The sequence below is a fragment of the Streptomyces sp. MNU76 genome (genome assembly GCF_020982545.1).
GTDB lineage: Bacteria > Actinomycetota > Actinomycetes > Streptomycetales > Streptomycetaceae > Streptomyces.
The window spans coordinates 285,238-311,213 of the sequence record NZ_JAJKLK010000031.1; the positions used below are offsets into that span (position 1 = coordinate 285,238).

Sequence of the window (25,976 nt, forward strand, 5' to 3'; positions counted from 1 at the left end):
GTGCGTCGGCGGGTGCGGGGTCCGGTGGGGCTTCTCGCGCAGTTCCCCGCGCCCCTGAAGGGCCTACGGCCCCTTCGGGCCGATCGATCAGGTCGTGTCAAGGTCCTGCATCAGTAGGTCTCCGTTGATCGTGGCTCCCGCTCGGTAGCCCGAAGAGGCCGCGTTGATCACCTGCTCCGAGAAGCCCATCGCGTTGCCGGCCGCCCAGACTTCGGGGATCGTGGTTCGGCCGGTCGGGTCGACCACCGGGTAGGCGCCGAAGGGGGTCTCGGTCAGCTCGGCGCCCAGTTTTTCCAGGAGGGTCGTCTGCGGGATCGGGCGGGGGGCGGTGAAGAGCACCGAGCGGGCGTGGGTCGTGCCGTCGGCGAGCCTGACGCCGGTGAGACGGTCGTCCGCCACGACCAGGCCCGCGACCTCGCCGGGGACCACCCGGACCCCGGCTGCCGCGAGACGGCGCAGGTCGTCGTCGGAGAGGTCGGATTCGGGGACGGTGTGCAGGAACAGGGTCACGTCCTTGGACCACTGGGAGACCATCAGGGCCTGGTGGACGCTCAGCGGGGTCGTCGCGAGGACACCGAAGGGCTGGTCGCGGACCTCCCAGCCGTGGCAGTAGGGGCAGTGGAGGACGTCCCGGCCGAAGCGTTCGGCGACGCCGGGGACGGCCGGGAGTTCGTCCTTCAGCCCCGTGGCGACGACCAGGCGCCGGGCGCGCACGGTCCGGCCGTCCGCGAGAGCCACGGTAAAGCTCCGGCCGTCGTCGTCCCGCGTCACGTCGGCCGCCCGGCCCCGGACCAGTGCCACGCCGTAGCGGGCGATCTCCTCCCGGCCGGCGGCCAGGAACTGGGCCGGGGACATCCCGTCCCGCGACAGGAAGCCCTGCATGTGCGCGGCGGGCGCGTTGCGGGGCTCGCCCGCGTCGACGACCAGGGTGCGGCGCCGGGCCCGCCCCAGGACCAGGGCGGCGGAGAGCCCCGCCGCGCCGCCGCCGATGACGATCACTTCGTACTGCTCGGCCATGTCGTACTGCTCGGTCATGGTGACCACCTCCACGACCGACGGTCGCGCGCGCACTGCCACATTGACAAATGTCTTTGCCGAAACTGCAATGAAGGCATGAGTGGTACGAGTGACACGAACGAGGGCGCGGGCGGTACGGACGAGGTGCTCGCCGGAGTCGGGCCACGGCTGCGGCGGATCCGCAAGGAGCGGGAGGCGACGCTCGCGGGACTGTCGGAGGCGACCGGTATCTCGGTGAGCACGTTGTCCCGACTGGAGTCGGGGCTGCGCAAGCCCAGCCTGGAGCTGCTGCTGCCGATCGCGCGGGCCCACCAGGTGCCGCTGGACGAGCTGATCGGGGAGCCGCCGGTCGGTGATCCGCGGGTGCGGTCCAAGCCGATCCAGCGGCACGGGCGGACGTACTGGCCGCTCACCCGGCAGCCGGGCGGCCTCCAGGCCTTCAAGGTGCGTGTCGAGCCCCACGGGCGACAGGAACCGGAACCGCGCACCCATGAGGGCTACGAGTGGCTGTATGTGATGTCCGGCAAGCTGCGGGTCGTGCTCGGCGAGCATGATGTGGTGATGGTCGCCGGGGAGGCCGCCGAGTTCGACACCCGGGTCCCGCACTGGTTCGGCGCGGCGGGGGAGGAGCCGGTGGAGTTCCTCAGTCTGTTCGGGCCGCAGGGGGAGCGGATGCACGTCCGGGCCAGGCCCGCGCGGTCGTGACGCACGCTACTGCGCCCGGACTGTTCCCCGGAGGGCAAGCGACCGCTTAGTATGCATCCGGCAGTCGGCCCCGGGGGCCGACGAAGCAGTCCGGAGCAGTCCGTGGAGGCACCGCATGCAGGCATGGCAAGTGCACGAGAACGGCGAGCCGAGCGAGGTGATGCGGCTCCACGACGTGGAGCGGCCCACGCCCGGTGACGGCCAGGTCCTGCTGAAGGTGCGCGCCGCGAACATCAACTTCCCCGACGTACTGATGTGCCGGGGGCACTACCAGGTCCGGCCGCCGCTGCCGTTCACGCCGGGCGTGGAGATCTGCGGGGAGACGGGGGACGGACGCCGGGTCCTCGCCAATCCGGCGTTGCCGTACGGAGGCCTCGCCGAGTACGCGGTCGCCGACGCCGCCGCCCTGCTGCCCGCACCCGAGTCGCTCGACGACGCCGAGGCCGCGGCGCTGCACATCGGCTACCAGACGGGCTGGTTCGGCCTCCACCGTCGGGCCCGCCTCGAAGCGGGGGAGACCCTGCTCGTCCACGCTGCCGCCGGAGGGGTCGGCAGCGCGGCGGTGCAGCTCGGCAAGGCCGCGGGCGCGACGGTCATCGGTGTCGTGGGCGGCGCCGACAAGGCCGTCGTGGCCCGCGAGCTGGGCTGCGACGTGGTGATCGACCGGCGGAGCGAGGACGTCGTCTCCGCCGTGAAGGAAGCCACCGGAGGCCGGGGCGCGGACGTGATCTACGACCCCGTGGGCGGCGAGGCCTACACGCAGTCGACCAAGGTCGTCGCCTTCGAGGGACGCATCGTGGTCGTCGGCTTCGCGAGCGGGACGATCCCCAGCCCCGGCCTCAACCACGCCCTCGTCAAGAACTACTCGATCCTCGGCCTGCACTGGGGCCTGTACAACACCAAGAACCCGAAGCTGGTCCAGCACTGCCACGAGCAGCTCACCGAGCTGGCGGCCCGGGGCGTCGTCAAGCCGCTGGTGAGCGAGCGCGCACCGCTCGACGGGGCCGCGGCCGCCGTGCAGCGCGTCGCCGACGGCGTGACCACCGGCCGGGTCGTCGTGGTGCCCTCGCCGGAGAACGGAGCCGCCGCATGACCGACGCAAGTGACCTCAGGCGCCGCACCGCCGAGTTGCTGGCCGCGTACCCGCCCGCCACCACCGACCGCCTGGACTTCCTGCGCGCCCGCTTCGACGCCGGCCTCGCCTGGGTGCACTATCCCGAGGGCCTCGGCGGCCTCGGCGCCCCGCGTTCCCTCCAGGCCGTGGTGGACGCCGACCTGGAGGCGGAGGGCGCCCCCGACAACGACCCCCGCCGTATCGGCATCGGCCTCGGCATGGCCGCGCCGACGATCCTCGCCTACGGCACGGAGGAGCAGAAGCGGCAGTACCTGCGGCCGCTGTGGACCGGGGAGGAGGTCTGGTGCCAGCTCTTCAGCGAGCCCGGCGCCGGGTCCGACCTCGCCGCGCTCGGCACCCGGGCCGTCCGTGAGGGCGACGGCGACTGGGTGGTCAACGGGCAGAAGGTGTGGACGTCCAGCGCTCACGTCGCCCGCTGGGCCATCCTCATCGCCCGCACCGACCCGGACGCGCCCAAGCACCGGGGCATCACCTACTTCATCTGCGACATGACCGACCCCGGCATCGAGGTCAGGCCCCTGCGGCAGGTCACCGGCGAGGCCGAGTTCAACGAGGTGTTCATCACCGACGTCCGCATCCCGGACGCGCGCCGCCTCGGCGAGATCGGCGACGGCTGGAAGGTCGCGCAGACCACCCTCAACAACGAGCGCGTCGCCATCGGCGGCATGCGGCTGCCCCGCGAGGGCGGCATGATCGGCCCGGTGGCCAGGACCTGGCGCGAACGCCCCGAACTGCGCACCCACGACCTCCACCAGCGGCTGCTCAAGCTCTGGGTCGAGTCCGAGGCCGCCCGCCTCACGGCCGAACGGCTGCGCCAGCAGCTCGTCGCCGGTCAGCCCGGACCCGAGGGCGCCGGCATGAAACTCGCCTTCGCCCGCCTCAACCAGGAGATCAGCGGCCTGGAGGTCGAACTCCGGGGCGAGGAAGGCCTGTTGTACGACGACTGGACCATGCGCCGCCCCGAACTGGTCGACTTCGTCGGCCGGGACGCCGGCTACCGCTACCTCCGTTCCAAGGGCAACAGCATCGAGGGCGGGACCACCGAGATCCTGCTGAACATCGTCGCCGAGCGCGTCCTGGGGCTGCCCGGCGAACCGCGCACCGACAAGGACGTCGCGTGGAAGGACCTGTCCCGATGACGACACCGAGCGCACAGCCCGACCTCCTGTACTCGGAGGACGAAGAAGCACTCCGGGCGGCCGTCCGCGACCTGCTGAGCGACCACTGCGACGCGGCCGGCGTCATCGCCCGCGTCGAGTCGGACACCCCGCACGACCGTGAACTGTGGAAGCTGCTCGCCGACGGCATGGGCCTCGCCGGGCTGCTCGTCCCCGAGGAACTCGGCGGACAGGGCGCCACCCACCGTGAAGCCGCCGTCGTCCTGGAGGAGTTGGGGCGGTCCGTCGCCCCGGTGCCGTACCTCACCAGCGCCGTCGTCGCCACCGAGGCGCTGCTCGCCGCCGACGCCCGCGACCTGCTCGGCGAACTGGCGTCGGGGCGGCGGATCGGCGCCCTGGCGGTCGCCCTGAACGTCTCCGCCGGCAGCGCCTACCAGGTCGTACGGTTCGAGGACGGTGCCCTGCACGGGCGGCTGACCGGCATCGCGGACGCGGCCGTCGCCGACGTGCTGCTGGTGCCCGCCGACGACGGGGGCCTCTACGCGGTCGACGCCACCGCCGCGACCGTCACCCCGCAGGTGTCGCTGGACCTGACCCGGCCGGTGGCCGAGGTGACCCTCGACGGTGCGCCGGGCCGCCTCCTCGGGGACGCCGAGCCCGCCGTGCGCCGCGCCCTGCGGGCCGGGGCCGGACTCCTCGCCTCCGAGCAACTCGGCCTCGCCGAATGGACGTTGACCGAGACAGTCCGCTACCTCAAGGAACGCAAGCAGTTCAACCGGCCCGTCGGCGGCTTCCAGGCGCTCAAGCACCGCCTCGCGCAGCTGTGGCTGGAGGTCGTCAACCTGCGGGCCACCGCCCGGAACGCGGCCGACCAGCTCGCCACCTCGGGCGACGACGCCGACCTCGCCGTGGCCGTCGCCCAGGCCTTCGCGGCACCCGTGGCCGTCCACGCGGCCGAGGAGGCGCTGCAACTGCACGGCGGGCTCGGCATGACCTGGGAACACCCGGTCCACCTGTACCTGAAGCGGGCGAAGGCCGACTCGATCGCGTACGGCACCGCGGGTGCCCACCGGGCGGCCCTGGCCGAACTGGTCGACCTCCAAGCCCCCTGACGTACAGCGGAAGAAGAGCGCGAAGAGCCCGCCCCACCTGGGGCGGGCTCTTCCGTGCGCCTCTCGGCGGCCCGGTGAACACGGGTGAACGCACGACGGCGGTCCGGCCAACTCCCTTCACAGGCCTGCTCATCGACCCCTTCCGGCTCGCATACTCGCTGGGTCCGCAACCGGCCCATCCGGGAGGCAGAGCATGGCCCTCACCACCCGCCGCAGAGCCCTCACCACCCTCGGCGCCGCCCTCACGGGCGCCGTCGCCCTGCCCGCCACGAGCGCGCTGGCCGGCGAACAGAAGCACCGGCCACGCCCGTTGTGGCGGGCCCACGCGCACAACGACTACGAGCACCCGCGGCCCCTCCTCGACGCCCTCGACCACCGCTTCGGCAGCGTCGAGGCCGACATCTTCCTCGTCGGCGACCAACTCCTCGTCGCCCACGACCCCGCCGACCTCGACCCCGCCCGCACCCTCGAAGCCCTGTACCTGGAGCCGCTCGCCGCACGGGTGCGCGCCAACCGGGGTTCGGTCCACCGGGGGCACCGCAGGCCGCTGCAGCTCCTCATCGACATCAAGACCGAAGGCTCGTCCACGTACCTCGAACTCGACCGCCATCTGCGGCGTTACCGGCACCTGTTCACCACGTACGCGCACGGGCGGGTCCGTCAGGGCGCGGTCACGGCCGTGATCTCCGGGGACCGGGCCGCCCGGGTGCCCATGGAGGCGCAGAGGGTGCGGCGCGCCTTCTACGACGGGCGGCTCGCCGACCTCGTGTCCACGACGCCGGCGCCGGCCTCCTTCATCCCGCTGGTCTCCGACAACTGGCTGCTCAACTTCACCTGGCAGGGCGTGGGTCCCTTCCCGAGAGCCGAACGCGAAAGGCTCCGGCAGATCGTCTCGACGGCGCACGGACGCGGTCAGCGGGTGCGGTTCTGGGCGACGCCCGATCTGGCGGGGCCGGCGCGGGACGCGCTGTGGGGTGAGTTGCTGGCCGCGGGTGTCGACCACCTCAACACCGATGACCTCGCGGGTCTTGAGGCGTTCCTGGACGCACGCGGGGTGGCGTAGGCGCGACGAACCCCGACGCGGTCGACACCACTCGTTCGGCGGACGGCTCCGCCGCACGGGCGAACCCTCCGCTGCGCCACACTTGCGGCCGAATGCCGCGAAATGGGCGTGGCGGAGGAGGTTGACGGTGGCCGTTTCCATCTCTGTGGTGGTGTTGCTCGCGATCCTGACGGTGGTCTTCATGCGCAATGGCGCGCTGAAGTTCTCGCACGCGGCGGTCTGCGTGTTGCTGGGCTTCTCCTTGGCCGGCACGAGTCTGGCGCCGACCGTCCACAACGGGCTCATGGCCACGGCGGACATCGTGAGCAGCGTGAAGCCGTGAGGCTCACGCCTTGGTGAACACGCCGATGCCGTTCGGGACGGCCCGCTCGGCGCCGTCGCTGGGGTGGTTGCGGACGGTGACCGTCGTCGTCCCCGGGGCGCGGGCCACGAGCGTGGAGGAGCCGCCGCCGTCCAGGCTGAACGCGTCGACCGCGCCCAGGCCCCGCATCGTGTCGGCGACCTCCGCGATGGTCAGCCCGGTGCGGTAGGCCGCCGCGCCGTCCAGGGCGAGCAGCAGCAGGCGGCGGCCCCCGTCGGCGACGCCCGCGGCCGTGCGGACCGCCGAGGTCGTGGCGTCGAGGCCGGGCAGCGGCAGGCCGCCCCGCAGGACCGGGTAGCCGCCGAGCGCGAACGCGTACGGCGTGCCCGTCGAGGAGACGAGGATGTGCCGTACCTCCACCGCGTCACCGGGGGCGAGCTTGCGCAGCTGCTGCGCGCCCGCCTCGCGTCCGACCAGGACGGTCGTGCCGGCGGCGATCGCCCCGCTGCCGGGGGTACCCGTCGTACCGACCACACGGCCGTCCTCGACCAGCACCTCGTGCGTGTCGGTGCTGCACGGCGCGGCCCGGTCGGTGTCGGTGCCGCAGACCGCGCGCATCCGGGAGACGCTGCCCCAGTCCGTGGTGAACGCGCCCACGGAGCCGACCGGCAGGGCGTACTGGTTGAGGCCGCGCAGCGGGAGGTCGCCCCCGGTGGTGGTGACGGAACCGTCGAGGGCGATGCGGTCGAGGCGGGCCGTACCGTCGGCGGTGACGCCCAGCACGTCCGTGGTGCCGGTGCCCGGCGGCAGGGCCGGACCGAAGCGCTGGCCCTTCGGCACGGCGGCCTTGAGCGCGTGCCCGGCGGCGATCGCGGGGCCGACCGGCGCCCCGGTGGCGGCGACGCCGGGGCGCCGGGTCTCGGTGATGTTGAAGAAGTCGCCGTTGACCCCGGCCACGGCACCCGCCGCGGTGGCCAGCCGGGACACGGTCGCGCGCGAGGCCACCTTCCCCGGGTACAGCAGCCCGACGCCCACCTGGGGATTGCTCAGGTCGACCGTCAGCACATGGGCGTGCGTCACGCCCTTGGCCGCCCGGATGTCGAACTGGCTGTACTGCACGCCCGGTGCCAGGGCGACGGCCCTGGGCGCGCCGCCGGCCGGTGCCGCCCCCACGAGGGCTGCCCCGGCCAGCACGCTCCACGCCGAGAGAACCGTCAGTACCGTTCTGAACCGTCGAGCACGACGTGTCACGGTGCCCCCTGATGTCTCGTCACATGTCCCAGGACTCAGGGGAAGTGCACCAGACGACTACCGGCCGGGCGGGGGCTCCGCCTCGACGACGCGGGAACGGATGAGAAAACGCACCCCTTCGGGTGCCTCCAGGGAGAACCCGCTGCCCCGCCCCGGCACCACGTCCACGATGAGACGGGTGTGACTCCACACCTCGTACTGGCCGCGGGACATCCAGAACCCCACCGTCTCGTCGACCCCGTCGACGGTCAGCTCCGCGAGGAGGACGTCCGAGTTCCCCGTACGGAACTCGCCGTCGGGGTAGCACATGGGGGCGCTGCCGTCGCAGCAGCCGCCCGACTGGTGGAACATCAACGGGCCGTGGGCCGCCCGCAGCCGCCGGACGAGATCGGCGGCCGCGGGGGTCAGCTGTACGCGCGGGACGACATCCATGCGCGCAGTGAACGCCTCGCCAGGTTGCGAGGACGTTGCGTGTCCCTCAGCTCTGCCGCCCGCCGCCGGAGCCGGTGCGGGTGCGGCGGCGCAGCAGGAGGAGGCCGCCCGTGAGGGCCGCGAGGCCGCCCGCGGCCGTCCAGGCCGGGAAGTCGGAGGTGCCTGTCGCGGCGAGGTCCTCGCCCCGGCCGCCCTGGGCGCCGGCGGAGGGGGAGGCGGACGACGCGCTCTTCTTCGCGCCGGAGCCGGAGCCGGAGCCTGCGCCGGAATCCGCGGCCGTGGACGTCGACGGGGGCGCGCTCGCCTCGGCGGCCGTGGCCCGGTCCCGGGTGAACGCCAGCGTGCCGAAGCCCAGTTGGTCGTAGCCCCCGCTGTTGGGGCCGTAGTCGCCGCCACCGCCCTCGGGGGCCGCCTTGGCCGCCATCCGGGTGAGGTAGGAGGCGTCGAGCCTCCGCCGCTTGGTGTAGTGGTTGGCGATCATCGCCCAGATGGGGCGCGTCATGTTCGGGTCGACACCGGCCGCGTCGGACGCGGTCTCCCTCCCCGACCAGCCGTCGACCGCGCCCTTGGCGCGGGTGTTGGCCGTGTAGGGCACCTCCCCGCCCTTGGCCCACTTGGCCACGTACTGGGCGCCCTTGAGGAAGCGGTTGTCGTCGTAGCCGTACAGGTCGATGCCCTGGTTCCAGGCCATCTCGCAGAAGGTGCCCATCAGGCCGACGCCGAGCAGCGCGTGGCCCTGGTCGCGGCCGGCCTCCAGCCACTCGGCGAGGCCGTCCTCGTGCACGACGGGGATGGCCTTCCTGACGGCGCCGAGCCCCTCGCCGTTCTTGAAGTAGTCGACAGCACGGGCCACTTGGGCCTTGTCGTCGCAGAAGATGCCGCCGGCCAGGACGCAGGCCATGTTGGCGAGGTCCCAGTTGGGCCAGTAGTTGGTGATCACCGCGCCGTTGTGGCGGACCAGGAAGTCGTCGCTGAGCGGGGCGAAGACCTCGCTCAGCATCTCCTGGAAGCGGTCGAGCGCGAAGTCCGGGTGGTCGCGCACGAGCTCGGCGGCGTTGGCGAACTGGTAGCCGTACAGACCGGCGGCCAGGAAGCGGTCGGCGTTGCCCGCCAGGGAGGTGAGCTTCGCCGACCAGTCGTTGAGGATCGCCACGGCGGTGTCGGCGTGGGCGTCCTCGCCGGAGACGTGGTGGCGCAGGCCGTTCTGGTAGGCGGCGTGGATGTCGTTGTAGAGGGTCACGTAGTTCTGGCCGGTGCCGCCGCGGACCACGGTCGTCTGGGGGTTGGCCCTCCAGCCGCTCTGCGCGTGCCGGTTGGCGGTCAGCCGGGCGAAGCCCGCCGTGTACGGCTGGGCGCCCGCCTTCACCTTGGCCGCCATCCGGGCCAGATCCGCAGTGGTGTGGAGCAGACCGGGGTGCGCGAAGCCGCCGCCCGCGGCCGAGGCGGGCGTCGCCGCCAGGCCCGTGCCGGCCCCCAGGCCCGCCGCACCCGCGGCGATACCGGCGATCTTCAGCGTGCTCCGGCGGCTGATCTCTGCAGTCACGTGGGGGTCCTCGGGGCTCGGGTACGGGGCGTGGCTCGCTCGCGCCGGCCCGCGCGAGCGGCTGCGAACAGGAGACGCACCGACCCCGGGGCGGATAACAGAAACCGGGGCGGTGCGTCCCGCCCCGTACCGAGGGCGTCGTACCCGACGGGTCAGGCGCCCGGGACCCAGCCGCCCAGCCGGTCCGCCACCTCCTGGGCGGCGGCCCGGGCGTCCGTCAGCTGCGGTCGGTCGCCGCGGTGGCGGGCTTGCCGTGGTCGTCGCTCACGCGTCGCTTCCGTTCCGTGTGTGGGGTGGTCGTCAGCCGAGCAGTCGCCGCCGCACGGGGAGAGGTTGCCGTCGCGCGGCGCGAATTCCGGTCGGAGGAACGGAACTTCCGACCGGAGGTGACAGTGGCCGAGAATCGACCCTCGGGTCGGGAAGGGAACGGTGCAATCCGCTCGGGTCGCGACCGCGCCGGCTGTTGACACGTGTGCGCAGGTCAGGATGGGGCTGTCACAGCAATACATCGATTTCGTTGTTCACTTGACTACCGGGCGTCACACGCGATTGGCTCCGCCCAGCGAAAGTCGGCCAGTCATCGCACGTCATCGCGGTGATGGCGGCTACTCAGCTCTCCACAGACGTCCCACCCCGGTCGCACAGCGAGGTGCCGCGCCCCATGAACCCACCCCCGCACCCCACGGAATCCGCACGGCGTTCCGTGCCACGGCGCTCGCCGCCGCCGTCTGTCTGACCGTCGCCGGCTGCTCGGTGTTCGGCGGCTCGCAGGCGGATTCGGACACGGGCGCGTCGGGAGCCTCGGGAGGGATGAAGATCGCGCTGATCACGCACAGCGCCGAGGGGGACGCCTTCTGGGACCTGGTCCGCAAGGGCGCGGAGGTCGCGGCGGCCAAGGACGGTGTCGAGCTGACCTTCGTCAGCGACCCCGACCCCGCCGGCCAGGCCAAGCTGGTGCGGGACGCGATCGCCGACAAGGTCGACGGCATCGCGGTGACCCTCGCCAAGCCGGCGGCGATGCGCGGCGCGGTCGCCGAGGCCCGCGCCGCCGGGATACCCGTGGTGGGCCTCAACTCCGGTATCGACGCCTGGCAGGCCCAGGGGCTGCTTGCCTTCTACGGCCAGGACGAGAGTGTCGCCGGCCGGGCCCTCGGCAACGAACTCGACGCCCGCGCCGCGAAGCACGCGCTGTGCGTCATCCACGAGCGTGGCAACGTCGCCGTGGAGGCCCGCTGCGCAGGTGTGCGCAAGACCTTCGCCGGGCAGATCGAGAACCTCTACGTCGACGGCACCGACATGGACTCGGTGACCGACTCCATCGCCGCGAGGCTCCGTCAGGACCCCACCATCGACGAGGTCGTGACCCTCGGCGCACAGTTCGCGCTCGCCGCCGTGGACTCCGTGGACGATGCCGGCAGCAAGGCCGAGGTCGCCACCTTCGACCTCAACAAGGACCTGGTCGAGGCGGTCAAGGACGGCGACGTCCAGTTCGCGGTGGACCAGCAGCCCTACCTCCAGGGCTATCTCGCCGTCGACGGACTCTGGCTCTACCGGACCAACGGCAACACCAGCGGCGGCGGGGTTGAGCCCGTGCTCACCGGCCCGGCGTTCGTCACCAAGAAGAACATCGCCGGCATCGCCGAGTTCGCGGCGAACGGCACCCGTTGACACCGGCAAACGGAACCTCTCGTTCGGACACGACCGCGGCCCGGAATCCAAGCATCCGGAACGGTCGTGTAACGGCGACCCCAAACTTACGGCCACCCCTGCGACGTGCGTTCACTTGTGCGGATAACATCCTGCGCATCCCCAGTGCGCCGTACTGACAGGTGTCCGCCCATCACTACGGAACCCTGTCGCCCCGCTCCCGATCCCTTCCGCTCCCCGCCAACCGCCCAAGGACGACGATGCCCCCACGGACCGGCGCCCGGCGCCGTCTCGGCTCCATACGTCTCTCGCTGATCCTCCTGGCTCTGATCCCCAGCGTCACACTGGCCGTGAGCTGGGGTGTGACGACGACCCAGATGTTCTCGGAGGGCCTGCGGCTGCGGACGCAGACCGGACTGAGCAAGTCGACCGGCGCGATGGGCACCGACGCGGCTCTCGCCCTGCAACGCGAGCGCGCCCTGTCGGCCGCCTATATGGGGGCCCCGGGCGGCTCCATGGCCGCCTTGGAACAGCAGCGCCGGGAGACCGACCGGGCGGTCGCCAAACTCGACCGTCGCGCCCGCGAGATAGAGGACGCCCCCGCCCGCATCGGCGATCAGCTGTACGCGGTCATGGGCGCGTCGAACAGCCTGGAGTACTACCGCGACCAGGTGGACAACCCCACCGACATCACGCCCGAGCAGATCCTGGACCACTACAGCTCGATCATCGACGGCCAGATCCACGCCTTCCAGGCGCTCTCCCAGGTCGACGACGGCGACCTCACCTCGCAGGCCGGTCCGCTCGTCACCCTCGCGCAGGCCGCGGAGCTGGTCTCCCAGGAGGACGCGATCCTCACCCTCAACTGGCCCTCGGGCCGGTTCGACGAGCCGACCCGGGAGCGCTTCGCCCAGGTGGTCAGCGCCCGGCGCTGGCTCGTCGACAACCAGCTCGTCCCCTCGCTGGACGGCGAGGTGAAGATCCATGTCGAGCGGATCGTCCAGGGCCGGGACTGGCAGCGGCTCCAGGCCGTTGAGGACCAGGTTCTCGGGTCCCGCACCACGGGTACCGGGGCCGCGCGGAAGACCGAACTGCCGGACGCCCAGGCCGGCTGGAACGCCTCGATGGCGAAGCTGTCCGCCCAGTACGAGGAGTTGATCCGCAGCCAGACGCAGGCGCTGCTGGACCGCAGTGGTGAGGAGGCGCGCGGGCTGCTGATCACGGCCGGTTCGCTGAGCGCCGGCGGGCTCGGCGCGCTGCTGCTGTGCGTCGTGATGTCCTGGCGCATCACCCGTTCCCTGTCCCGGCGGCTCACCGGCCTGCGCACGGCCACCCTGAGCCTCGCCGAGCACCGGCTGCCCGACGTCGTCGCCCGCCTCGACCGGGGCGAGAAGGTCGACGTGGACGAGGCCGCGGCGCCGCTCGACTACGGCACCGACGAACTCGGCCAGGTCGCCAAGGCGTTCAACGCCGCCCAGCGCACCGCCGTGCACACCGCCGTGGAACTCGCCGACACCCGGCGCGGCTTCCAACGCGTCATCCTCGGCATCGCACGGCAGAGCCAGAACCTGGTCAACCTCCAGCTCACCAAGCTCGACAAGCTGGAGCGCCAGCACCAGGACCCGGAGATCCTCAAGGGCCTGTACGAACTGGACTCCACCGCGAGCCAGTTGCGCCGCTACGAGGAGAACCTGGTCATCATCAGCGGCGAGCGCCCCGGCCGCAGCTGGACCGAACCGGTCGCGCTGATCGACATCCTGCGCAGCGCCGTCGGCGAGGTCGCCCAGTACCAGCGGGTGGAGGTGCACACCGACGACGAGGTGTGGATCGCCCCGCCCGCCGTGGCCGACGTCATCCACCTTCTCGCCGAACTCATCGACAACGCCACCTCCTACTCGCCGACGCCCAGCCCGGTGGGCGTCCGCGCCGCGATCGTCGCCAAGGGCCTCGCGCTCGAAGTGGAGGACCGGGGGCTCGGCATGTCCGAGGAGGACTACGCGGCGTTCAACGCCCAGCTGGCGGTGCCCCCGCAGTTCGACGTCGTCGCGCTCGCCGACGACCTCCGGCTCGGCATGTTCGTCATCGCCCGGCTCGCCAACCGGCACGGCATCACCGTCACCCTGCGCGCCTCGCCGTACGGCGGCACCACCGCGATCGTGCTGATCCCGGACGAGATCGTGGTGCGCGAGGCCCCCGCCCCCGACGAGGACGGCGCCGACCCGGTCGAACCGCCGTCCCGTGCCTCGCTGGTGGCGGCCCGCGTCTCCGCCGCCACGGCGGAGTCCCGTCCCGAATCCGTACGGCAGGACACCGACGGTACGCCGGAGGAACGATCCGCCACGCACGCGCGGGCCGCCGACACCGTCGTCGAGGAGGCGAACGGGACACGGCCGGCCCCCACGGGCAAGCCGCGGGCGGACAAGCCCCGGGCCGGGAAGAAGGGCGGCCTGATGCCGTTGCCCCGCCGGATACCGCAGACCAGTCTGGCGGCGGAGCTGAAGGAGGAGGCAGGGCCCTGCCCCGACGACGCCGCCGACGACTTCACCGCCGAGCGGGCCGCCTCCTCGCTCGCCGGGTTCCAGCGCGGAACGCTCCAGGCACGTGACGACGAGACGGAACCGGATCTTCCAGCAGGGGAGGACACCGCATCCGAAGACCCAGGAGACCGAGTCCCCGCCTCCGGCACCTGACGTCCCCACGACTCCCTCCCCGCAGACCGCTCATTGAAGGACACACAGATGACACGCCCCATTCCCGCCACCCACAGCCAGCTCGACCAGCTGCTCACCGGACTGGTGGACCGGGTCGCCGAGGTCGACCACGCCGTCGTGCTCTCCGAGGACGGGCTGGTCGTCAGCAAGTCCACCGCGTTCCTGCGCGACGACGCCGAACGGCTGGCGGCGACCGCGTCCGGCCTGATGAGCCTCAGCAAGGGCGTCAGCATGGACTTTCGCGGCGGCCCCGTCCGCCAGTTGCTCATCGAGATGGGCAACGCCTTCCTGATCCTCACCAACGCCGGACCCGGCGCCAACCTCGCCGTGCTGACCCGGCAGGGCGCCGACGTCGGCGTGGTCGCGTACCAGATGAACATGCTGGTGAAGAAGATCGGCGAGCACCTCAGCGCGGCCCCGCGCGCCGGTGTCGTCGCGGCCGACAGCGGCGAGTGAGGTGAACGGAGGCGACGCGGCGGGCCGGCTGGTTCGCCCGTTCACCCTGACGGGCGGCCGGACCCGGCCCGCCCGTGGCGACTTCACCCTCATCACCATGGTGACGGCCGTCGACCCACAGCCGGCCGGGGGCACCCGGCCGCAGCCGGAGCACGCGCGGATCGTCAAGCTGTGCGCGAAGCCGATCGTGGTGGCGGAGCTGGCCAGCAAGCTCGACCTCCCGGTCAGCGTGGTCGCCATCATGCTCTGCGACCTGCTGGAGGCGGGCCGGATCAGCGTCCGCCAGCCACGCCTGATCGCCCGCGCCCCCGACCTGGACCTGCTGAAGAAAGTGAGGGACGGCCTTGGCCGGCTCTGACCCCACCGCACAGGGCACCGCCGCACCCGACACGGTGAAGATCCTCATCGCCGGCGGCTTCGGCGTCGGAAAGACGACCATGGTCGGGTCGGTCAGCGAGATCGTCCCGCTGCGCACCGAGGAACCCCTCACCACCGCCGGGCTCGGGGTCGACGACCTCGACGGCATCCCCGAGAAGAACGCCACCACGGTGGCCCTCGACTTCGGCCGGATCAGCATCGGCCAGGACCTGGTGCTCTATCTCTTCGGCACGCCCGGACAGCAGCGGTTCTGGTTCATGTGGAACGACCTCGCGATCGGTGCCCTCGGAGCGGTCGTCCTCATCGACGTACGCCGCCCCGAGTCCAGCTTCGCCGCGATCGACTTCTTCGAACGCCGCAAGATCCCCTTCGTCGTCGGCGTCAACGGCTTCTACGGCGAGCACCCCTACGAGCCCGACGACATCCGCGAGTCCCTGGCCCTCCCCGAGAACACCCCGGTCCTCCTCTTCGACGCCCGCGAACGCACCTCGTGCCGCGACGTCCTGATCGCCCTCCTGGACCGACTGATCGCGGCCTCGGCCCGCTGAGCGGTGGGCGCGGGCGCCCCGGACGGGCCATGGAGGAGCGCAGGAGCGCTCCTAGGGCGTGTTTCGGAAGTCCCTTCTGCTCTGCGTCGCCCGGCACGCTCCCCCGGTCTCGGCTGGCGCTCGACCGGGAGGTACCCCCACCGCCGCACCGGACGAAAGGCCGAGTACACCCAGTACGAGGCCTTTCGTCCGGCGCGCCGAGAGCACGCACCGGACGCCGCAGAGCCGCCCTTCGGGCGACGAAGGGACTTCCGAAACACGCCCTAGGGACGGACCTCCTCGCGCACCATCCCGGCCACGTGCTCGGTGATGGTGTCGAGGATGTCCGTCCAGGCCGCGTCGTCGCCCAGGACCAGGAAGTTCAGGGTGAGGCCGTCGGTCATGGCGGCGAGGTAACGGGCCAGGACCGGGACGGGCACGGTCAGTTCGAACCCCATCGACCTGCGCAACTGTTCGATGAGGTCGGCGTAGGTGACCTGGTACATCTCGTACTGGCGCCGGGCCAGGTGTTCGAAGCCGGGCTCGCGGAGGGCGTACTGGGTGAGTTCGTAGGTCAGCATGTGCTCGCCCGGGTGGGCGGAGACATGGTCCCAGTAGGCCTGGAAACCGGCCCGGACGGTCTCCCTGAGGGTGTCCCGGGGCCGGATCGCCTCCCGTACGAGGGTGACGTAGTGCCCGGTGATGGTGGTGATCACGGACTCGATCAGTTCCTGCTTCGACTCGAAGCAGTAGTGGAAGACGCTCAGTGACACGCCCGCCTCGGCCGCGATGGACCGGGTCGTCGTCCTGGGGACGCCGTCCCGGGTCATCGCGCGGATCGCGGCCTCGGTGAGCTGTCTGCGCCGCTCGGCCGACGGCAGGCGTGCCATGTGCGTTCCTCTTTCCCCCGTGGTGCGCGGTCAGCCGCTGTAGACGCCCACCTCGTAGAGGGAGTAGCCCCAGTCGGTGCCGCGGTCGGTCCCCAGCATTCGAACATATCTGGCCGGCACGGCGGCGAACCCGGCCGTGTCCAGACCGCCGTCGCCGGAGGTCGTGGACCATACGGTCTTCCAGGTCGAGCCGTCGGTGGAGACGTCGATCCGGTATGCCTTGCCGTAGGCCCGCTCCCAGTCCAGCGTGACCTTCTTGATCACGCGTGAGGAGCCGAGGTCGAGCTGCAGCCACTGGCCGTCGCTCCAGTCGCTCGCCCAGCGGGTGGAGCCGTCGCCGTCCACCGCCCGGCCGGGCTGGTAGCTGGTGAAGGGGTTCGACTCGGACGAACTGGCCGTCGCCGTCGCACCCTTGGCGAGGTTCACGCCCGCCCGGTGGGCCTCGGAGGCACCCCAGGTGCCCAGGTAGGACTCGGCGCCCTTGAAGAGGTCGTCCACCACGCCCTGGCCGCCGACGAGCCGGATGTCCTCGATCCAGTCCGGGACCATGCCCACATGGGCGGCACCGTCGGTGTTGTAGTTCCAGGTGCGCTGACCCGTGGTCTGCCTGTCGATCGTCGAGCCGCCGTCGACGCTCCTGAAGGGGTACGTCACCGGGTTGGAGGTGTTCGCGCCGCGCGGGGCGGGGTGCTCACCGACGCCGTTGAAGTCGGTGCCGAAGCCGTAGCCCACGTCGTACTTGGCCCGCAGCGCGTCGGTGCGCTTCGCCTCCTCGCTGAACTCCGCCGACCCGTGCATGTACTGGGCGACGAAACCGCCGAGGGAGTAGACCCGCTCCGTCCAGTTCAGGTCCATCCAGCTGTGCGAGGACAGCACGCCCGGGTAGGACGCGGCCTCGAACATGTCCAGCACCTGGCCGGTGGCCTTGACGCTCATGTGGTCGATCTCGAGCATCATCTTGCGCTTCATCATGCCCTGCACGGCGTACTCACCGAGATCGGTCAGCCCCCGTACGTTGCACTGCGCGTTCTCGTCGTACTCCGGCACCTCGGTGCCCGCCGGCAGGTCCTCCTCGGCCTCCGTCGACGCCCCGCCGATGGGGTTGTCCTTCTGCGGGCCCTTGCACTTCTCCGTCTGCCAGAACGTCCCGGTCGACAGGAACTGCCCGACGTTGATGGCCGTACCGAGCCCGTGCTCGTCGAAGCGGACGCCGCACAGCGCGTTGTCGAACTTGTGGCACAGGAACATGCTGCGCACACCCAGGTCGTACAGCTCGTCGAGGCCCTTGTCGATGTCGGCCTTGCTGCACTGCGGGATGTCGAGGATCTGCTTGCAGCCGAACGGCTCGGAGGTCTCCACGCCCAGGACGACGGCGAGCTTGCCCTGCTTGATCACCTCACGGGCCTGCGCGCTGTCGGTGACGATCCGGAACCAGCCCTTGCCGGTGCCGCCGTACTGCGCGTCGATGTACGCCTGGAGGTCGTACGTCAGCTTCGCCTGGAGCCGGATCGAGGTCATCTCGTCGCAGCTGCGGTCCTTGAACGGGTAGACCGAGCAGATCATCCCGTTGGTGACCAGGTCGTTGACCAGCACCCGCTGGCCGCCGCGCCAGGCGCGCTCGATCCAGGCGTAGTAGTTGGCCTGGTGGGTCATCGAGTCGTACGCCGGCCAGTCCTTGAACGTCGGGTAGCCGACCGGGTCGTGCTTGCCGTCGCCGCCGTGGGTGATGTAGTCGAAGATCGCGAGGGAGCCGTCCGGGTAGTGCTCGGGACAGTCCTTCAGCGCGTCCGCGATACCGGACGTCGAGAACACCTTGCCGCAGATGAGCCGGCCGCCGAACGCCTCGTTGGAGAAAAGGTGGTTGTGCGCGTCGACGAACCCGCGCACGTCCCCCGCCGCATCGGTGCCCTTGAACGGCTCGCCCGTCACGTTGATCTGGGAGTCGGGCGACGGCCGTGAGGTGGGCAGCCACCATTCGCCGGTGGCGGCCGAACTCGACGACGGGCTGAGCAGCATGCCCATCGTGGTCAGGAACAGCGCCAGCACCATGAGGGGTCTGCGGCTGCGATGGGCGCGTGGAGTCCTGGTCATACTCACGTCCTCGGTCGGGGGGTGCGCGGTCGATCGGCCAGACCGTTCCGGGACACGGTGAACATTCACGACGCCTCCGGCCTGCCCGGGGCGCGTTTGTCATGGCTGGCACAAGCGATGTGACGAGAATCGCCACTGCGGTGATCCGAGTCAATAGTCCGGGACGGTTGACCTGGAGGCGCCCTCGGCCCTACGAGGGGGGTGGCGCTTCGTCGAATTCCCGTGTGGGGGCGGGGATTGCCGGGCGGGGTGGCGGAGTGCCGTGCGGCGGTGCAGGAGTTCCCGTGCGGAGTCGGGGGCTGTCCGAGGTGGTCGCCGGCCTCCGCCCTGGGCTGCGGGCGTCCACGCTCGGGAAAGCGGGCGTACCGACTGCCGGATCACCAGCTGCCGCTCGGCGCCACGTGGTGGTCGCCGCCCGGGCGCTCCTCGTGCTCCAGCGTCAACCGGACCGCCGTGAGCCCCGGATCCTCGTACGGCACCCGGACCGTGGTCAGTGTGGAGGAACGGTCGGCGGCGAACGTGACGTCGTCGAAGCCGATCAGGGAGGCGTCGTCGGGGACGTCGAGCCGGCGTCTACTGCTCTGCGGGACCTCTCTGTCGGGGCCGTCGATCAGTGCGACGCTTCGCCGGACGGCGCCACACGTCCGCCGCGGCGTCGTTACGGCGGTAGCGGGGCCGTGGAGCCCTCTGTGCCACAGTCCGCGCGCGATGACTTGACGTGTACGCGTTCAAATGGATTCATGGGAGCGCTCCCATAGACCCATTTGAACGCGTACACCCCCAGCGCCCCCACACCCGCCGTCCGACACTCTCGGCGCTCACCCCCACCTGGAGCCGCAGTGAGACCGACAAGACCGACAAGCAGTACCCAGCGCAGGAACCCCCTGGGCACTCTCCTGGCCGGCCTCGCGGGCCTGGTCGCGCTCACCCTCCTCGGCGTCCTCGCCCCGGCCGTCGCCCTGGCGCAGCCGGCCCCCGACGTCCGGGCCACCGGCCTGCACATCAGCGACGGCCGGCTGCTGGAGGCCAACGGCAACGACTTCGTGATGCGCGGCGTCAACCACGCCCACACCTGGTACCCGAACGAGACGCAGTCGCTGGCCGACGTCAAGGCGCTGGGCGCCAACACCGTCCGCGTCGTCCTCTCCGACGGTCACCGCTGGACGAAGAACAGCCCGGCCGACGTGGCGAACGTCGTCGCCCAGTGCAAGGCCAACCGCCTCATCTGTGTCCTGGAGGTGCACGACACCACCGGATACGGCGAGGAGGCCGCCGCCGGCACGCTCGACCACGCCGCCGACTACTGGATCGGCCTCAAGGACGTCCTCGCCGGCGAGGAGGACTACGTCATCGTCAACATCGGCAACGAGCCCTGGGGCAACACCAACCCCGAGGGCTGGACCACGCCCACCAAGGCCGCCGTGCAGAAGCTGCGGGCCGCCGGCTTCCAGCACACGATCATGGTGGACGCGCCGAACTGGGGCCAGGACTGGCAGGGCGTCATGCGCGCCAACGCGCAGTCCGTGTACGACGCCGACACCACCGGCAACCTGATCTTCTCCATCCACATGTACAGCGTCTTCGACACGGCCGCCGAGATCACCGACTACCTGGGCGCCTTCGTGAACGCCGGACTGCCCCTGCTCATCGGTGAGTTCGGCGGACCCGCCGACCAGTGGGGCGACCCCGACGAGGACACCATGATGGCCGCCGCCGAGCAGCTCGACCTCGGCTATCTGGCCTGGTCCTGGAGCGGCAACACCGATCCGATCCTCGACCTGTCGATCGGCTTCGACCCGACGCGGCTCAGCGCCTGGGGCCGGCGCATCTTCAACGGCGCCAACGGCATCGCGCAGACGGCGAAGGAGGCCACGGTCTTCGGTGGCGGCAGCCCCGGTGACACCCAGGCGCCGAGCACCCCCGGCACCCCGGCCGCCTCGGCGGTGACGGCGACCTCCGCCACGCTCTCCTGGACCGCCGCCACCGACAACGTCGGCGTCACCGGCTACGACATCGTCCGGGTGAGCGGCTCCACCGAGACGAAGCTCGCGGCCTCCACCACCAACTCCGTCACCCTCACCGGCCTCACCGCCGACACGGCCTACACCTTCGCCGTCTACGCCCGGGACGCCGCCGGGAACCGGTCGGCGCGCTCGGCGACCGTGAACGTCACCACGGACGAGGGCGGCGCCCCCGCCGGGAACTGCTCCGTGACCTACCGGGCCACCAACGAGTGGCCGGGCGGCTTCCAGGGCGAGATCGTCATCCGCAACACGGGCGCCACCGCCGTCAGCGGCTGGACCCTGGCCTTCGCCTTCGCCGGCGGGCAGAAGATCACCAACATGTGGGGCGGGACCGTCACACAGAGCGGAGGCGCGGTGAGCGTGAGGCCCGCCTCCTACACCTCCACCATCCCGGCCGCGGGATCCGTGACGGTCGGGTTCACCGGGAGCAAGGGCACGACCAACACCGCGCCGACGGCCTTCACGCTCGACGGGGCGAGCTGCGCGAGCAGTTGACCTCGCCCCGGTCGGGCGACCGTGCTTGCGAGGCGTCGGTTCCTGCCAGGTGGCCGTTCCTCGCGAGGTGACCGGCGGGGGCCTGCTCGCGGCCCCCGCCGGTCACGTCAGCGTCGTACGAGCGTGATCCGGTAGGTCCGGGTCCGTGAGCCGTCCTCGCTCGTCACCGTGACGACGGCGGTCGTCCGGCCGACGCGGTCCACCGTGAGGGGCGCGTACGGATCGCGCGGCGTCGCGGTGACCTTCGCCCGGGCCGGGGCGTCGGTGGCCACCCGGTAGGCGGTGGTGTCGGGGTCGAAGGCCCCGATCGGCCGGCCGTCGACCTCGACGGCGGTGGCGGCGGCGTCCGAGGAGACGCCGGGGCTCTTGGCGAACACCTCGATCTCACCCATGGTGATGTAGCCGCCCTGACGCGCGGTCATGACCACGCGCACACCGGTCACCGGGCCCGCGTCGAGCGGGACGTCGATCACCGGGGTGCCCTCGGTGCCGACCGCGACGGGGTCGCCCGCGTCGGTCCACGGCCCGTTCTCGGCGGCCTGGACCTGCACCTTCAGCCTCTCCGGGAAGGAGACATTGGTCCCGTCCCGGTGGAAGTGCGCGACGACCCGGGTGAGGTCGCGGGCCTTCGGGAGGCCGAAGGTGATGGTGTCGGACGGATTCTTGGTGCCCGACCGCCAGTTGGACCAGGCCTTCTCCGCCGTGGTGCCGTTGCGCAGCCGCTCGGCGGAGTAGCCGCTCTCGGTGTAGGTGGCGCCCACGGAGACCTTCGGGTCGGTCGCGATGTTGCTCTGCGTCGCCTCGGTGACCTGGACGCGTACGGTGGCCTCGGCGGTGGTGCCGCCGACGACCTCGGCGCTGCCCGTCAAGGTCACCACCCCCGCCTCGTCGAACGCCCCCTCGGGTACCGCGTCCCAGCGCACCGGGAGGGTGGTGCGGCCGCCGTGCCGGCCGACGCCGACGACCGTGGACGGCAGTTCCGGGACGCCGTCCACGTACGTCTTGGCGCGGCCGGGCAGGGTCGAGGTGATCGTGTCGACGGTGACGAGGACCTGCGCGGGGTGCGTCCTGCCGAGGGCGTCGGTCGCCTCACCCGTCACCCGCACCGTCCCGGGCTTGCGCCACTTCCGGTCCGACGGTAGCTCCCACACGACGGGCAGGCTGCCGCGGGCGCCGTCCCGGTACACCGGGGTCACCGTCTCCGGCAGCTTCGGCCGCAGCCCGGGGACGGTGAACGCCTCGGCCCGTTCGGTGCGCAGCACGGTCTCGTCGGTCACCGTCCAGCGCTGGTTGGCGGCGGAGGTCGGGGTGTACGTCGACACCTTGGCGCCGTCGGCCGAGGACTGCCCGGTGACGTCGACGAGGCGGCCGGTGGCGGCGTTCACGAAGGTCCAACTGCCGTCGCCCGTGGTCGACATGATCCACTGGGCGGCCGCGGGGACCTCGCCGTCGGCCGGGTCCTCCAGAACGGCCTGGTCGTCACGGACCGCGAGCCGCCCGCCGGTGCCGGCGTTGGTGAGGGCGTACCGCTCGCGGTTGTCGCGGCCGGGGGTCAGCTTCTCCACCGACCACAGCTGCCGGGCGCTCGCGGCGTCGGTGGTGCGGAGGACGACGCCGGCGCCGTCCTCCGACGGGGTCAGCGACTTGCCGCTCTGGGCGCCCTGGAGCCGGTACACGTGGTCGGGCTGGACGAGGGCGGCGTCCTTCGTCACCCCGCTGACGCCGTCGGCGAGGAAGGTGGTGACGGACCTGGCCGGCACGTCGAGGGTGGCGGCACGGTCCTTCACCCGGACCGGTGTGCCCTCGACGAGGGCCCCGTCGGCGCTCGTCACGACGGGGGTGACGGTGGCGCGGGAGGAGACCTTGCCGAAGCGCGAGAGGTCCAGGGTCACCGAGCGCCCGGTCGTGCCGCTGTTGACGTGGACCACGGAGGCCGCGCGGCCGGACTTCCTGACGGCGGCGACGCTGGAGGGGTCGTCGACCTTCACGAAGCGGTCGCCGGGGCGGATGTGGTGGGTGAAGTTGCGAATGGTGTGGAACTTGGAATTGGCCCGGACCGGGCAGGTCTCCAGGGTGTCCGTGGCCGTGCAGTTGAACGGCACATGGATGCTGCCCCAGTTCTTGCCGGCGGCGGCCTGCGGGATCGAGTCCTCGATCGGCTGCCAGAACACCCAGGCGGAGGGCTCCAGTTCCCGCATGTCGTCGACCATGCGGGTCGCGATCCCGAGCCCCGGTTCCATGCTCGTGAAGTCGGTGCCGGTGCCCCAGGTGCCCTCGACCTCGCTCATCCAGAGCTTCTTGTCGGCGCCCTTGGCGATGTCACGGGCGCTGGTGCGCATGCCGGTGCCGTAGGTGTGCACGTTCAGCTGGGGGACCGCCTCCCGCGCGGAGGCGTCGTACGCGTTCCAGTTCTGGGTGAAGATCGTGGGGTTGGTCTCGTCCATCGCGGAGATCTCGGCGTCGGTCGACGCTGCCTGGAGCGCCTTGTCGAGCGCGAGGACGACCTTCTGCTGGAGCGCGGGGCCGGCGTGCGCGCCCTCCTGGCGGCCTCCGGTGGGCTGGCCGTTCGCGCCGATCTGGGTGCCCCAGTAGTTGGTGTTGGGCTCGTTCAGCGGCGCGATGGTGTCGAAGTCGATGCCGTGCCGCTTCTCCAACTCCTCGGTGACGCGCACGAGATACGTGGCGAACTCGTCGACGCGGTCGGCCCGGATCTGGTCCGTGCTCGCGTCGAAGCCGCCGGAGACATAGCCGCTGACGGTCTGGAACCAGGGCGGCGAGTTGCTGAACGCCTCCCAGATGTCGACCTTGTCCTTGATCTGGTCGACCCACCAGCGCTGGCCCGAGTCGGCGTCCCAGTCCCAGTGGTCGGGGTTGTCCGGGTCCCACCACTCCATGTCCTGCCGGGTGGTGCCCTCGGGCGCCTTCCAGAAACCGTCCATGGTCGCGCCGGCCTTCATGTAGTCCTTGCGGACGTCCGGGGCGTTGCCTCCGCCGATGTTGTAGCGCGCGATGGTGAGACCGAGGCCGTCCTCGCCGAACAGCATGTCGACGAGCCGTCTTCGGATGGGCTCCGGGTAGTTCCCCGTGGCGTTGGCGAACCAGACGAGGCTGGTGCCCCAGCCCTCGAACTCCTGCTGCCGGTACGACGGGTCGATCCGCACGGTGACCGCGCCCGGCGCCGCATCGGCCGCCGTCGCCGACGTGTCCGCGCTCGCCGGGGGCGCGGCCATGAGGCTCGCGCCGAGGATCAGGGGGACCGTGGCTGCCAGGGCCCGGGCGATGCGATGTCGTGGGGTCACGACACTCCTTCCACAACACAGAGGCGAACGCGATCTCGTTGACATGCCCAAAACACGTGCTTAGCATTCAGGAAACTGAAAGCGCTTTCTAGCCCTTGTGTGCATGGATTCACGCGAATTCGCCTGACCCGGAAACGTCCCCCTCGTCCCGGGAGGAACCACATGAGGTCGTCGTCACACACGGTTTGCACACTCACGCCCGCCCTGCTGCTCGCCGCGGCCGCGGCCGTCGGGGAGGGGCTTCCGTCGAAGCGTGGCCGGCGCCCCTGGCGGAGAGGCCCCCCGCCGGCTTCGCGGCCGTCGCTGCGCTCGGACGGAATGGCACCCTGTGCTTCGGCCAATATGGCAGCGGAGGAGGGGGCGACCGGACCGATCCCCGTTCTGTTTGCGGAAGATGAGTCCTTCGGGGCCCGGGTTCGTCCGTGGGTGACAAGGGTCGGGCGCGACTCGGGTGTTCCGGGCGTACGGCCGTGAAAACGCTGCACTTGAGGGTGCAACGATGCCGGGAACCCGGCCTCCCCTCACCGGCGTACCCCGGTGTCAGGCCCGGCGCCCAGTTCACCGAGCGCCGACCCGTGGGAAGGGTGAGGGCATGGACATCGACGCACTGCGCCGGGACACCCCCGGCACCGCCCACCGGATCCATCTCAACAACGCCGGAGCCGCCCTGGTCTCCCGGCAGACCCTGGACACCGTCACCGCCCACCTGGAACTGGAGGCGACCATCGGCGGCTACGAGGCGGCACGGCAGGAGCAGGACCGCATCGACGCCATCTACACCGACCTCGCCCGCCTCATCGGCGGACGCCCCGACGAGATCGCTCTGTTCGACAACTCCACCCACGCCTGGAACGCCGCGTTCTACGCGCTCACCTTCAAGCCGGGCGACCGCATCCTCACCGGCCGGGCCGAGTACGGCAGCAATGTGCTCGCCTACCTCCAGGTCGCCCGGCGCACCGGCGCGGAGATCGTCGTCGTCCCCGACGATCCGTCCGGACAGCTCGACACCGCCGCCCTCGCCGACCTGATCGACGAACGCACCCGACTGGTCGGCATCAGCCACATCCCCACCAGCGGCGGCCTGATCAACCCGGCGGCCGAGATCGGCCGGATCACCCGCGCCGCCGGGGTCCCGTACCTCCTCGACGCCACCCAGTCCGTGGGCCAGTTCCCGGTGGACGTCGAGGCCATCGGCTGCGACATGCTCAGCGCCACCGGCCGCAAGTTCCTGCGCGGCCCGCGCGGCACGGGCTTCCTCTGGGTGCGCACCGAGGCGCTGGAGTACCTCGACCCGAACGTCATCGAGATCCACTCGGCGACCTGGGACGGCGGACGCGGCTTCACCTGGCAGCCCGGCGCCCGCCGCTTCGAGACCTGGGAGACCGGCTACGCCAGTGTCCTGGGCCTCGACACGGCCGTGCGCCAGGCCCTCGACCTGGGCCTGGACCGGATCGGTGAACGCGCCCTGGCCCTGGGCGCGTACCTGCGCGACCGCCTCGACGCCCTCCCCGGTGTCACCACCCACGACCTCGGCGAAGACCGCTGCGCCATCGTGACCGCCAAGGTCGACGGCCTGGCCGAGACCGAGGTCGCCGCCGGTCTCGCCCGGCACGGGATCAACGTCACCACCACCTTCCCGGAGCACACCCAGTTCGACACCGAACACCGGGGCGTGCACCCCCTGGTCCGGCTTTCCCCGCACTACTACAACACCGAGGCCGAACTCGACCGCACCGTCGAGGTCATGGCCGACCTCGCCCGCACCGCACGCTGACACCTGA

General features: G+C 71.4%; 20 protein-coding genes and 1 pseudogene. 13 read left to right on the forward strand and 8 right to left on the reverse strand.

Annotation, left to right across the window (positions count from 1 at the left end):
- Positions 1-87: 87 nt before the first annotated feature.
- Complete coding sequence (locus E4N62_RS46940; RefSeq protein WP_374117280.1) at positions 88-1,017, reverse strand: NAD(P)/FAD-dependent oxidoreductase; 930 nt, start codon at positions 1,015-1,017, stop codon at positions 88-90.
- 96 nt (positions 1,018-1,113) lie between these two features.
- Between E4N62_RS46940 and E4N62_RS46945 the strand changes: the two genes are divergently transcribed.
- The 6 genes from E4N62_RS46945 to E4N62_RS46970 all read left to right on the forward strand — a co-directional run bounded on the left by E4N62_RS46945 (position 1,114) and on the right by E4N62_RS46970 (position 6,472).
- A complete protein-coding gene (locus tag E4N62_RS46945; RefSeq protein ID WP_230224589.1) occupies positions 1,114-1,722 on the forward strand; it encodes a helix-turn-helix domain-containing protein in 609 nt (202 codons plus the stop codon).
- Positions 1,723-1,837: 115 nt separating this feature from the next.
- On the forward strand, positions 1,838-2,815 hold the full coding sequence (locus tag E4N62_RS46950; RefSeq protein WP_230224591.1) for an NADPH:quinone oxidoreductase family protein: 978 nt from the start codon (positions 1,838-1,840) through the stop codon (positions 2,813-2,815).
- The gene (locus tag E4N62_RS46955) at positions 2,812-3,996 is read left to right on the forward strand and encodes an acyl-CoA dehydrogenase family protein (RefSeq protein WP_230224592.1); all 1,185 of its coding nucleotides are present in this window, start codon (positions 2,812-2,814) and stop codon (positions 3,994-3,996) included. The genes E4N62_RS46950 and E4N62_RS46955 overlap by 4 nt, the downstream gene beginning before the upstream one ends.
- Positions 3,993-5,087 carry an acyl-CoA dehydrogenase family protein gene (locus E4N62_RS46960; protein WP_230224593.1) on the forward strand — a complete coding sequence of 365 codons (1,095 nt, stop codon included), beginning with the start codon at positions 3,993-3,995 and terminating at the stop codon, positions 5,085-5,087. Before E4N62_RS46955 ends, E4N62_RS46960 begins: the two co-directional genes overlap by 4 nt.
- Positions 5,088-5,280: 193 nt before the next feature.
- Positions 5,281-6,150: a phosphatidylinositol-specific phospholipase C/glycerophosphodiester phosphodiesterase family protein gene (locus tag E4N62_RS46965; protein ID WP_230224594.1), complete on the forward strand. Its 870-nt coding sequence runs from the start codon at positions 5,281-5,283 to the stop codon at positions 6,148-6,150.
- A gap of 127 nt (positions 6,151-6,277) precedes the next feature.
- Complete coding sequence (locus tag E4N62_RS46970) at positions 6,278-6,472, forward strand: hypothetical protein (RefSeq protein ID WP_230224595.1); 195 nt, start codon at positions 6,278-6,280, stop codon at positions 6,470-6,472.
- A gap of 3 nt (positions 6,473-6,475) precedes the next feature.
- Here E4N62_RS46970 and E4N62_RS46975 read toward each other — a convergent pair whose 3' ends face one another.
- From E4N62_RS46975 to E4N62_RS46985, 3 genes are read right to left on the reverse strand one after another with little or no spacing between them, the layout of a single operon-like run.
- Positions 6,476-7,702, reverse strand: a complete 1,227-nt coding sequence (locus E4N62_RS46975; RefSeq protein WP_374117274.1) for a phosphodiester glycosidase family protein — start codon at positions 7,700-7,702, stop codon at positions 6,476-6,478.
- A 57-nt stretch (positions 7,703-7,759) separates the two neighbouring features.
- A complete protein-coding gene (locus tag E4N62_RS46980) occupies positions 7,760-8,134 on the reverse strand; it encodes a DUF779 domain-containing protein (protein ID WP_230224596.1) in 375 nt (124 codons plus the stop codon).
- Positions 8,135-8,180: 46 nt separating this feature from the next.
- Positions 8,181-9,677: an alginate lyase family protein gene (locus tag E4N62_RS46985; RefSeq protein WP_230224597.1), complete on the reverse strand. Its 1,497-nt coding sequence runs from the start codon at positions 9,675-9,677 to the stop codon at positions 8,181-8,183.
- Between the two features lie 810 nt (positions 9,678-10,487).
- Here E4N62_RS46985 and E4N62_RS46990 point away from each other — a divergent pair.
- From E4N62_RS46990 to E4N62_RS47010, 5 genes are all read left to right on the forward strand, one after another.
- Positions 10,488-11,345 (forward strand): substrate-binding domain-containing protein, encoded by an 858-nt coding sequence (locus tag E4N62_RS46990; RefSeq protein ID WP_230224598.1) that lies wholly within the window; start codon positions 10,488-10,490, stop codon positions 11,343-11,345.
- A gap of 239 nt (positions 11,346-11,584) precedes the next feature.
- Positions 11,585-14,014: a nitrate- and nitrite sensing domain-containing protein gene (locus E4N62_RS46995; RefSeq protein ID WP_230224599.1), complete on the forward strand. Its 2,430-nt coding sequence runs from the start codon at positions 11,585-11,587 to the stop codon at positions 14,012-14,014.
- Positions 14,015-14,062: 48 nt separating this feature from the next.
- The gene (locus E4N62_RS47000; protein ID WP_020114533.1) at positions 14,063-14,491 is read left to right on the forward strand and encodes a roadblock/LC7 domain-containing protein; all 429 of its coding nucleotides are present in this window, start codon (positions 14,063-14,065) and stop codon (positions 14,489-14,491) included.
- A gap of 1 nt (position 14,492) precedes the next feature.
- Complete coding sequence (locus E4N62_RS47005; RefSeq protein ID WP_230224600.1) at positions 14,493-14,849, forward strand: DUF742 domain-containing protein; 357 nt, start codon at positions 14,493-14,495, stop codon at positions 14,847-14,849.
- Positions 14,836-15,417 (forward strand): ATP/GTP-binding protein, encoded by a 582-nt coding sequence (locus E4N62_RS47010; protein WP_184896929.1) that lies wholly within the window; start codon positions 14,836-14,838, stop codon positions 15,415-15,417. Before E4N62_RS47005 ends, E4N62_RS47010 begins: the two co-directional genes overlap by 14 nt.
- A 263-nt stretch (positions 15,418-15,680) precedes the next feature.
- On the opposite strand, the gene E4N62_RS47015 is transcribed toward E4N62_RS47010, so the two are convergent.
- The 3 genes and pseudogenes from E4N62_RS47015 to E4N62_RS49150 form a co-directional block, all read right to left on the reverse strand.
- Complete coding sequence (locus tag E4N62_RS47015) at positions 15,681-16,286, reverse strand: TetR/AcrR family transcriptional regulator (protein ID WP_230224601.1); 606 nt, start codon at positions 16,284-16,286, stop codon at positions 15,681-15,683.
- Positions 16,287-16,316: 30 nt separating this feature from the next.
- Complete coding sequence (locus tag E4N62_RS47020) at positions 16,317-18,377, reverse strand: discoidin domain-containing protein (RefSeq protein WP_230224602.1); 2,061 nt, start codon at positions 18,375-18,377, stop codon at positions 16,317-16,319.
- Positions 18,378-18,862: 485 nt separating this feature from the next.
- Positions 18,863-19,087, reverse strand: a pseudogene (locus E4N62_RS49150) (hypothetical protein); the annotation flags it as partial.
- A gap of 129 nt (positions 19,088-19,216) precedes the next feature.
- Here E4N62_RS49150 and E4N62_RS47030 point away from each other — a divergent pair.
- The gene (locus E4N62_RS47030) at positions 19,217-20,896 is read left to right on the forward strand and encodes a cellulase family glycosylhydrolase (RefSeq protein WP_230224603.1); all 1,680 of its coding nucleotides are present in this window, start codon (positions 19,217-19,219) and stop codon (positions 20,894-20,896) included.
- Positions 20,897-21,003: 107 nt separating this feature from the next.
- Here the strand turns inward: E4N62_RS47030 and E4N62_RS47035 are convergent, their stop codons facing one another.
- Positions 21,004-24,195 (reverse strand): glycoside hydrolase, encoded by a 3,192-nt coding sequence (locus tag E4N62_RS47035; RefSeq protein WP_374117275.1) that lies wholly within the window; start codon positions 24,193-24,195, stop codon positions 21,004-21,006.
- Positions 24,196-24,787: 592 nt separating this feature from the next.
- On the opposite strand from E4N62_RS47035, the gene E4N62_RS47040 reads away from it, so the two are divergent.
- Positions 24,788-25,969 carry an aminotransferase class V-fold PLP-dependent enzyme gene (locus E4N62_RS47040; protein ID WP_230224604.1) on the forward strand — a complete coding sequence of 394 codons (1,182 nt, stop codon included), beginning with the start codon at positions 24,788-24,790 and terminating at the stop codon, positions 25,967-25,969.
- The last annotated feature ends 7 nt before the right edge of the window (positions 25,970-25,976 follow it).

Coding starts and splice junctions, on each gene's coding strand:
- E4N62_RS46940 (WP_374117280.1), bottom strand. CDS start 1,017: ATGGCCGAGCAGTACGAAGTGATCGTCATCGGCGGCGGCGCGGCGGGG.
- E4N62_RS46945 (WP_230224589.1), top strand. CDS start 1,114: ATGAGTGGTACGAGTGACACGAACGAGGGCGCGGGCGGTACGGACGAG.
- E4N62_RS46950 (WP_230224591.1), top strand. CDS start 1,838: ATGCAGGCATGGCAAGTGCACGAGAACGGCGAGCCGAGCGAGGTGATG.
- E4N62_RS46955 (WP_230224592.1), top strand. CDS start 2,812: ATGACCGACGCAAGTGACCTCAGGCGCCGCACCGCCGAGTTGCTGGCC.
- E4N62_RS46960 (WP_230224593.1), top strand. CDS start 3,993: ATGACGACACCGAGCGCACAGCCCGACCTCCTGTACTCGGAGGACGAA.
- E4N62_RS46965 (WP_230224594.1), top strand. CDS start 5,281: ATGGCCCTCACCACCCGCCGCAGAGCCCTCACCACCCTCGGCGCCGCC.
- E4N62_RS46980 (WP_230224596.1), bottom strand. CDS start 8,134: ATGGATGTCGTCCCGCGCGTACAGCTGACCCCCGCGGCCGCCGATCTC.
- E4N62_RS46990 (WP_230224598.1), top strand. CDS start 10,488: ATGAAGATCGCGCTGATCACGCACAGCGCCGAGGGGGACGCCTTCTGG.
- E4N62_RS46995 (WP_230224599.1), top strand. CDS start 11,585: ATGCCCCCACGGACCGGCGCCCGGCGCCGTCTCGGCTCCATACGTCTC.
- E4N62_RS47000 (WP_020114533.1), top strand. CDS start 14,063: ATGACACGCCCCATTCCCGCCACCCACAGCCAGCTCGACCAGCTGCTC.
- E4N62_RS47015 (WP_230224601.1), bottom strand. CDS start 16,286: ATGGCACGCCTGCCGTCGGCCGAGCGGCGCAGACAGCTCACCGAGGCC.
- E4N62_RS47020 (WP_230224602.1), bottom strand. CDS start 18,377: ATGACCAGGACTCCACGCGCCCATCGCAGCCGCAGACCCCTCATGGTG.
- E4N62_RS47040 (WP_230224604.1), top strand. CDS start 24,788: ATGGACATCGACGCACTGCGCCGGGACACCCCCGGCACCGCCCACCGG.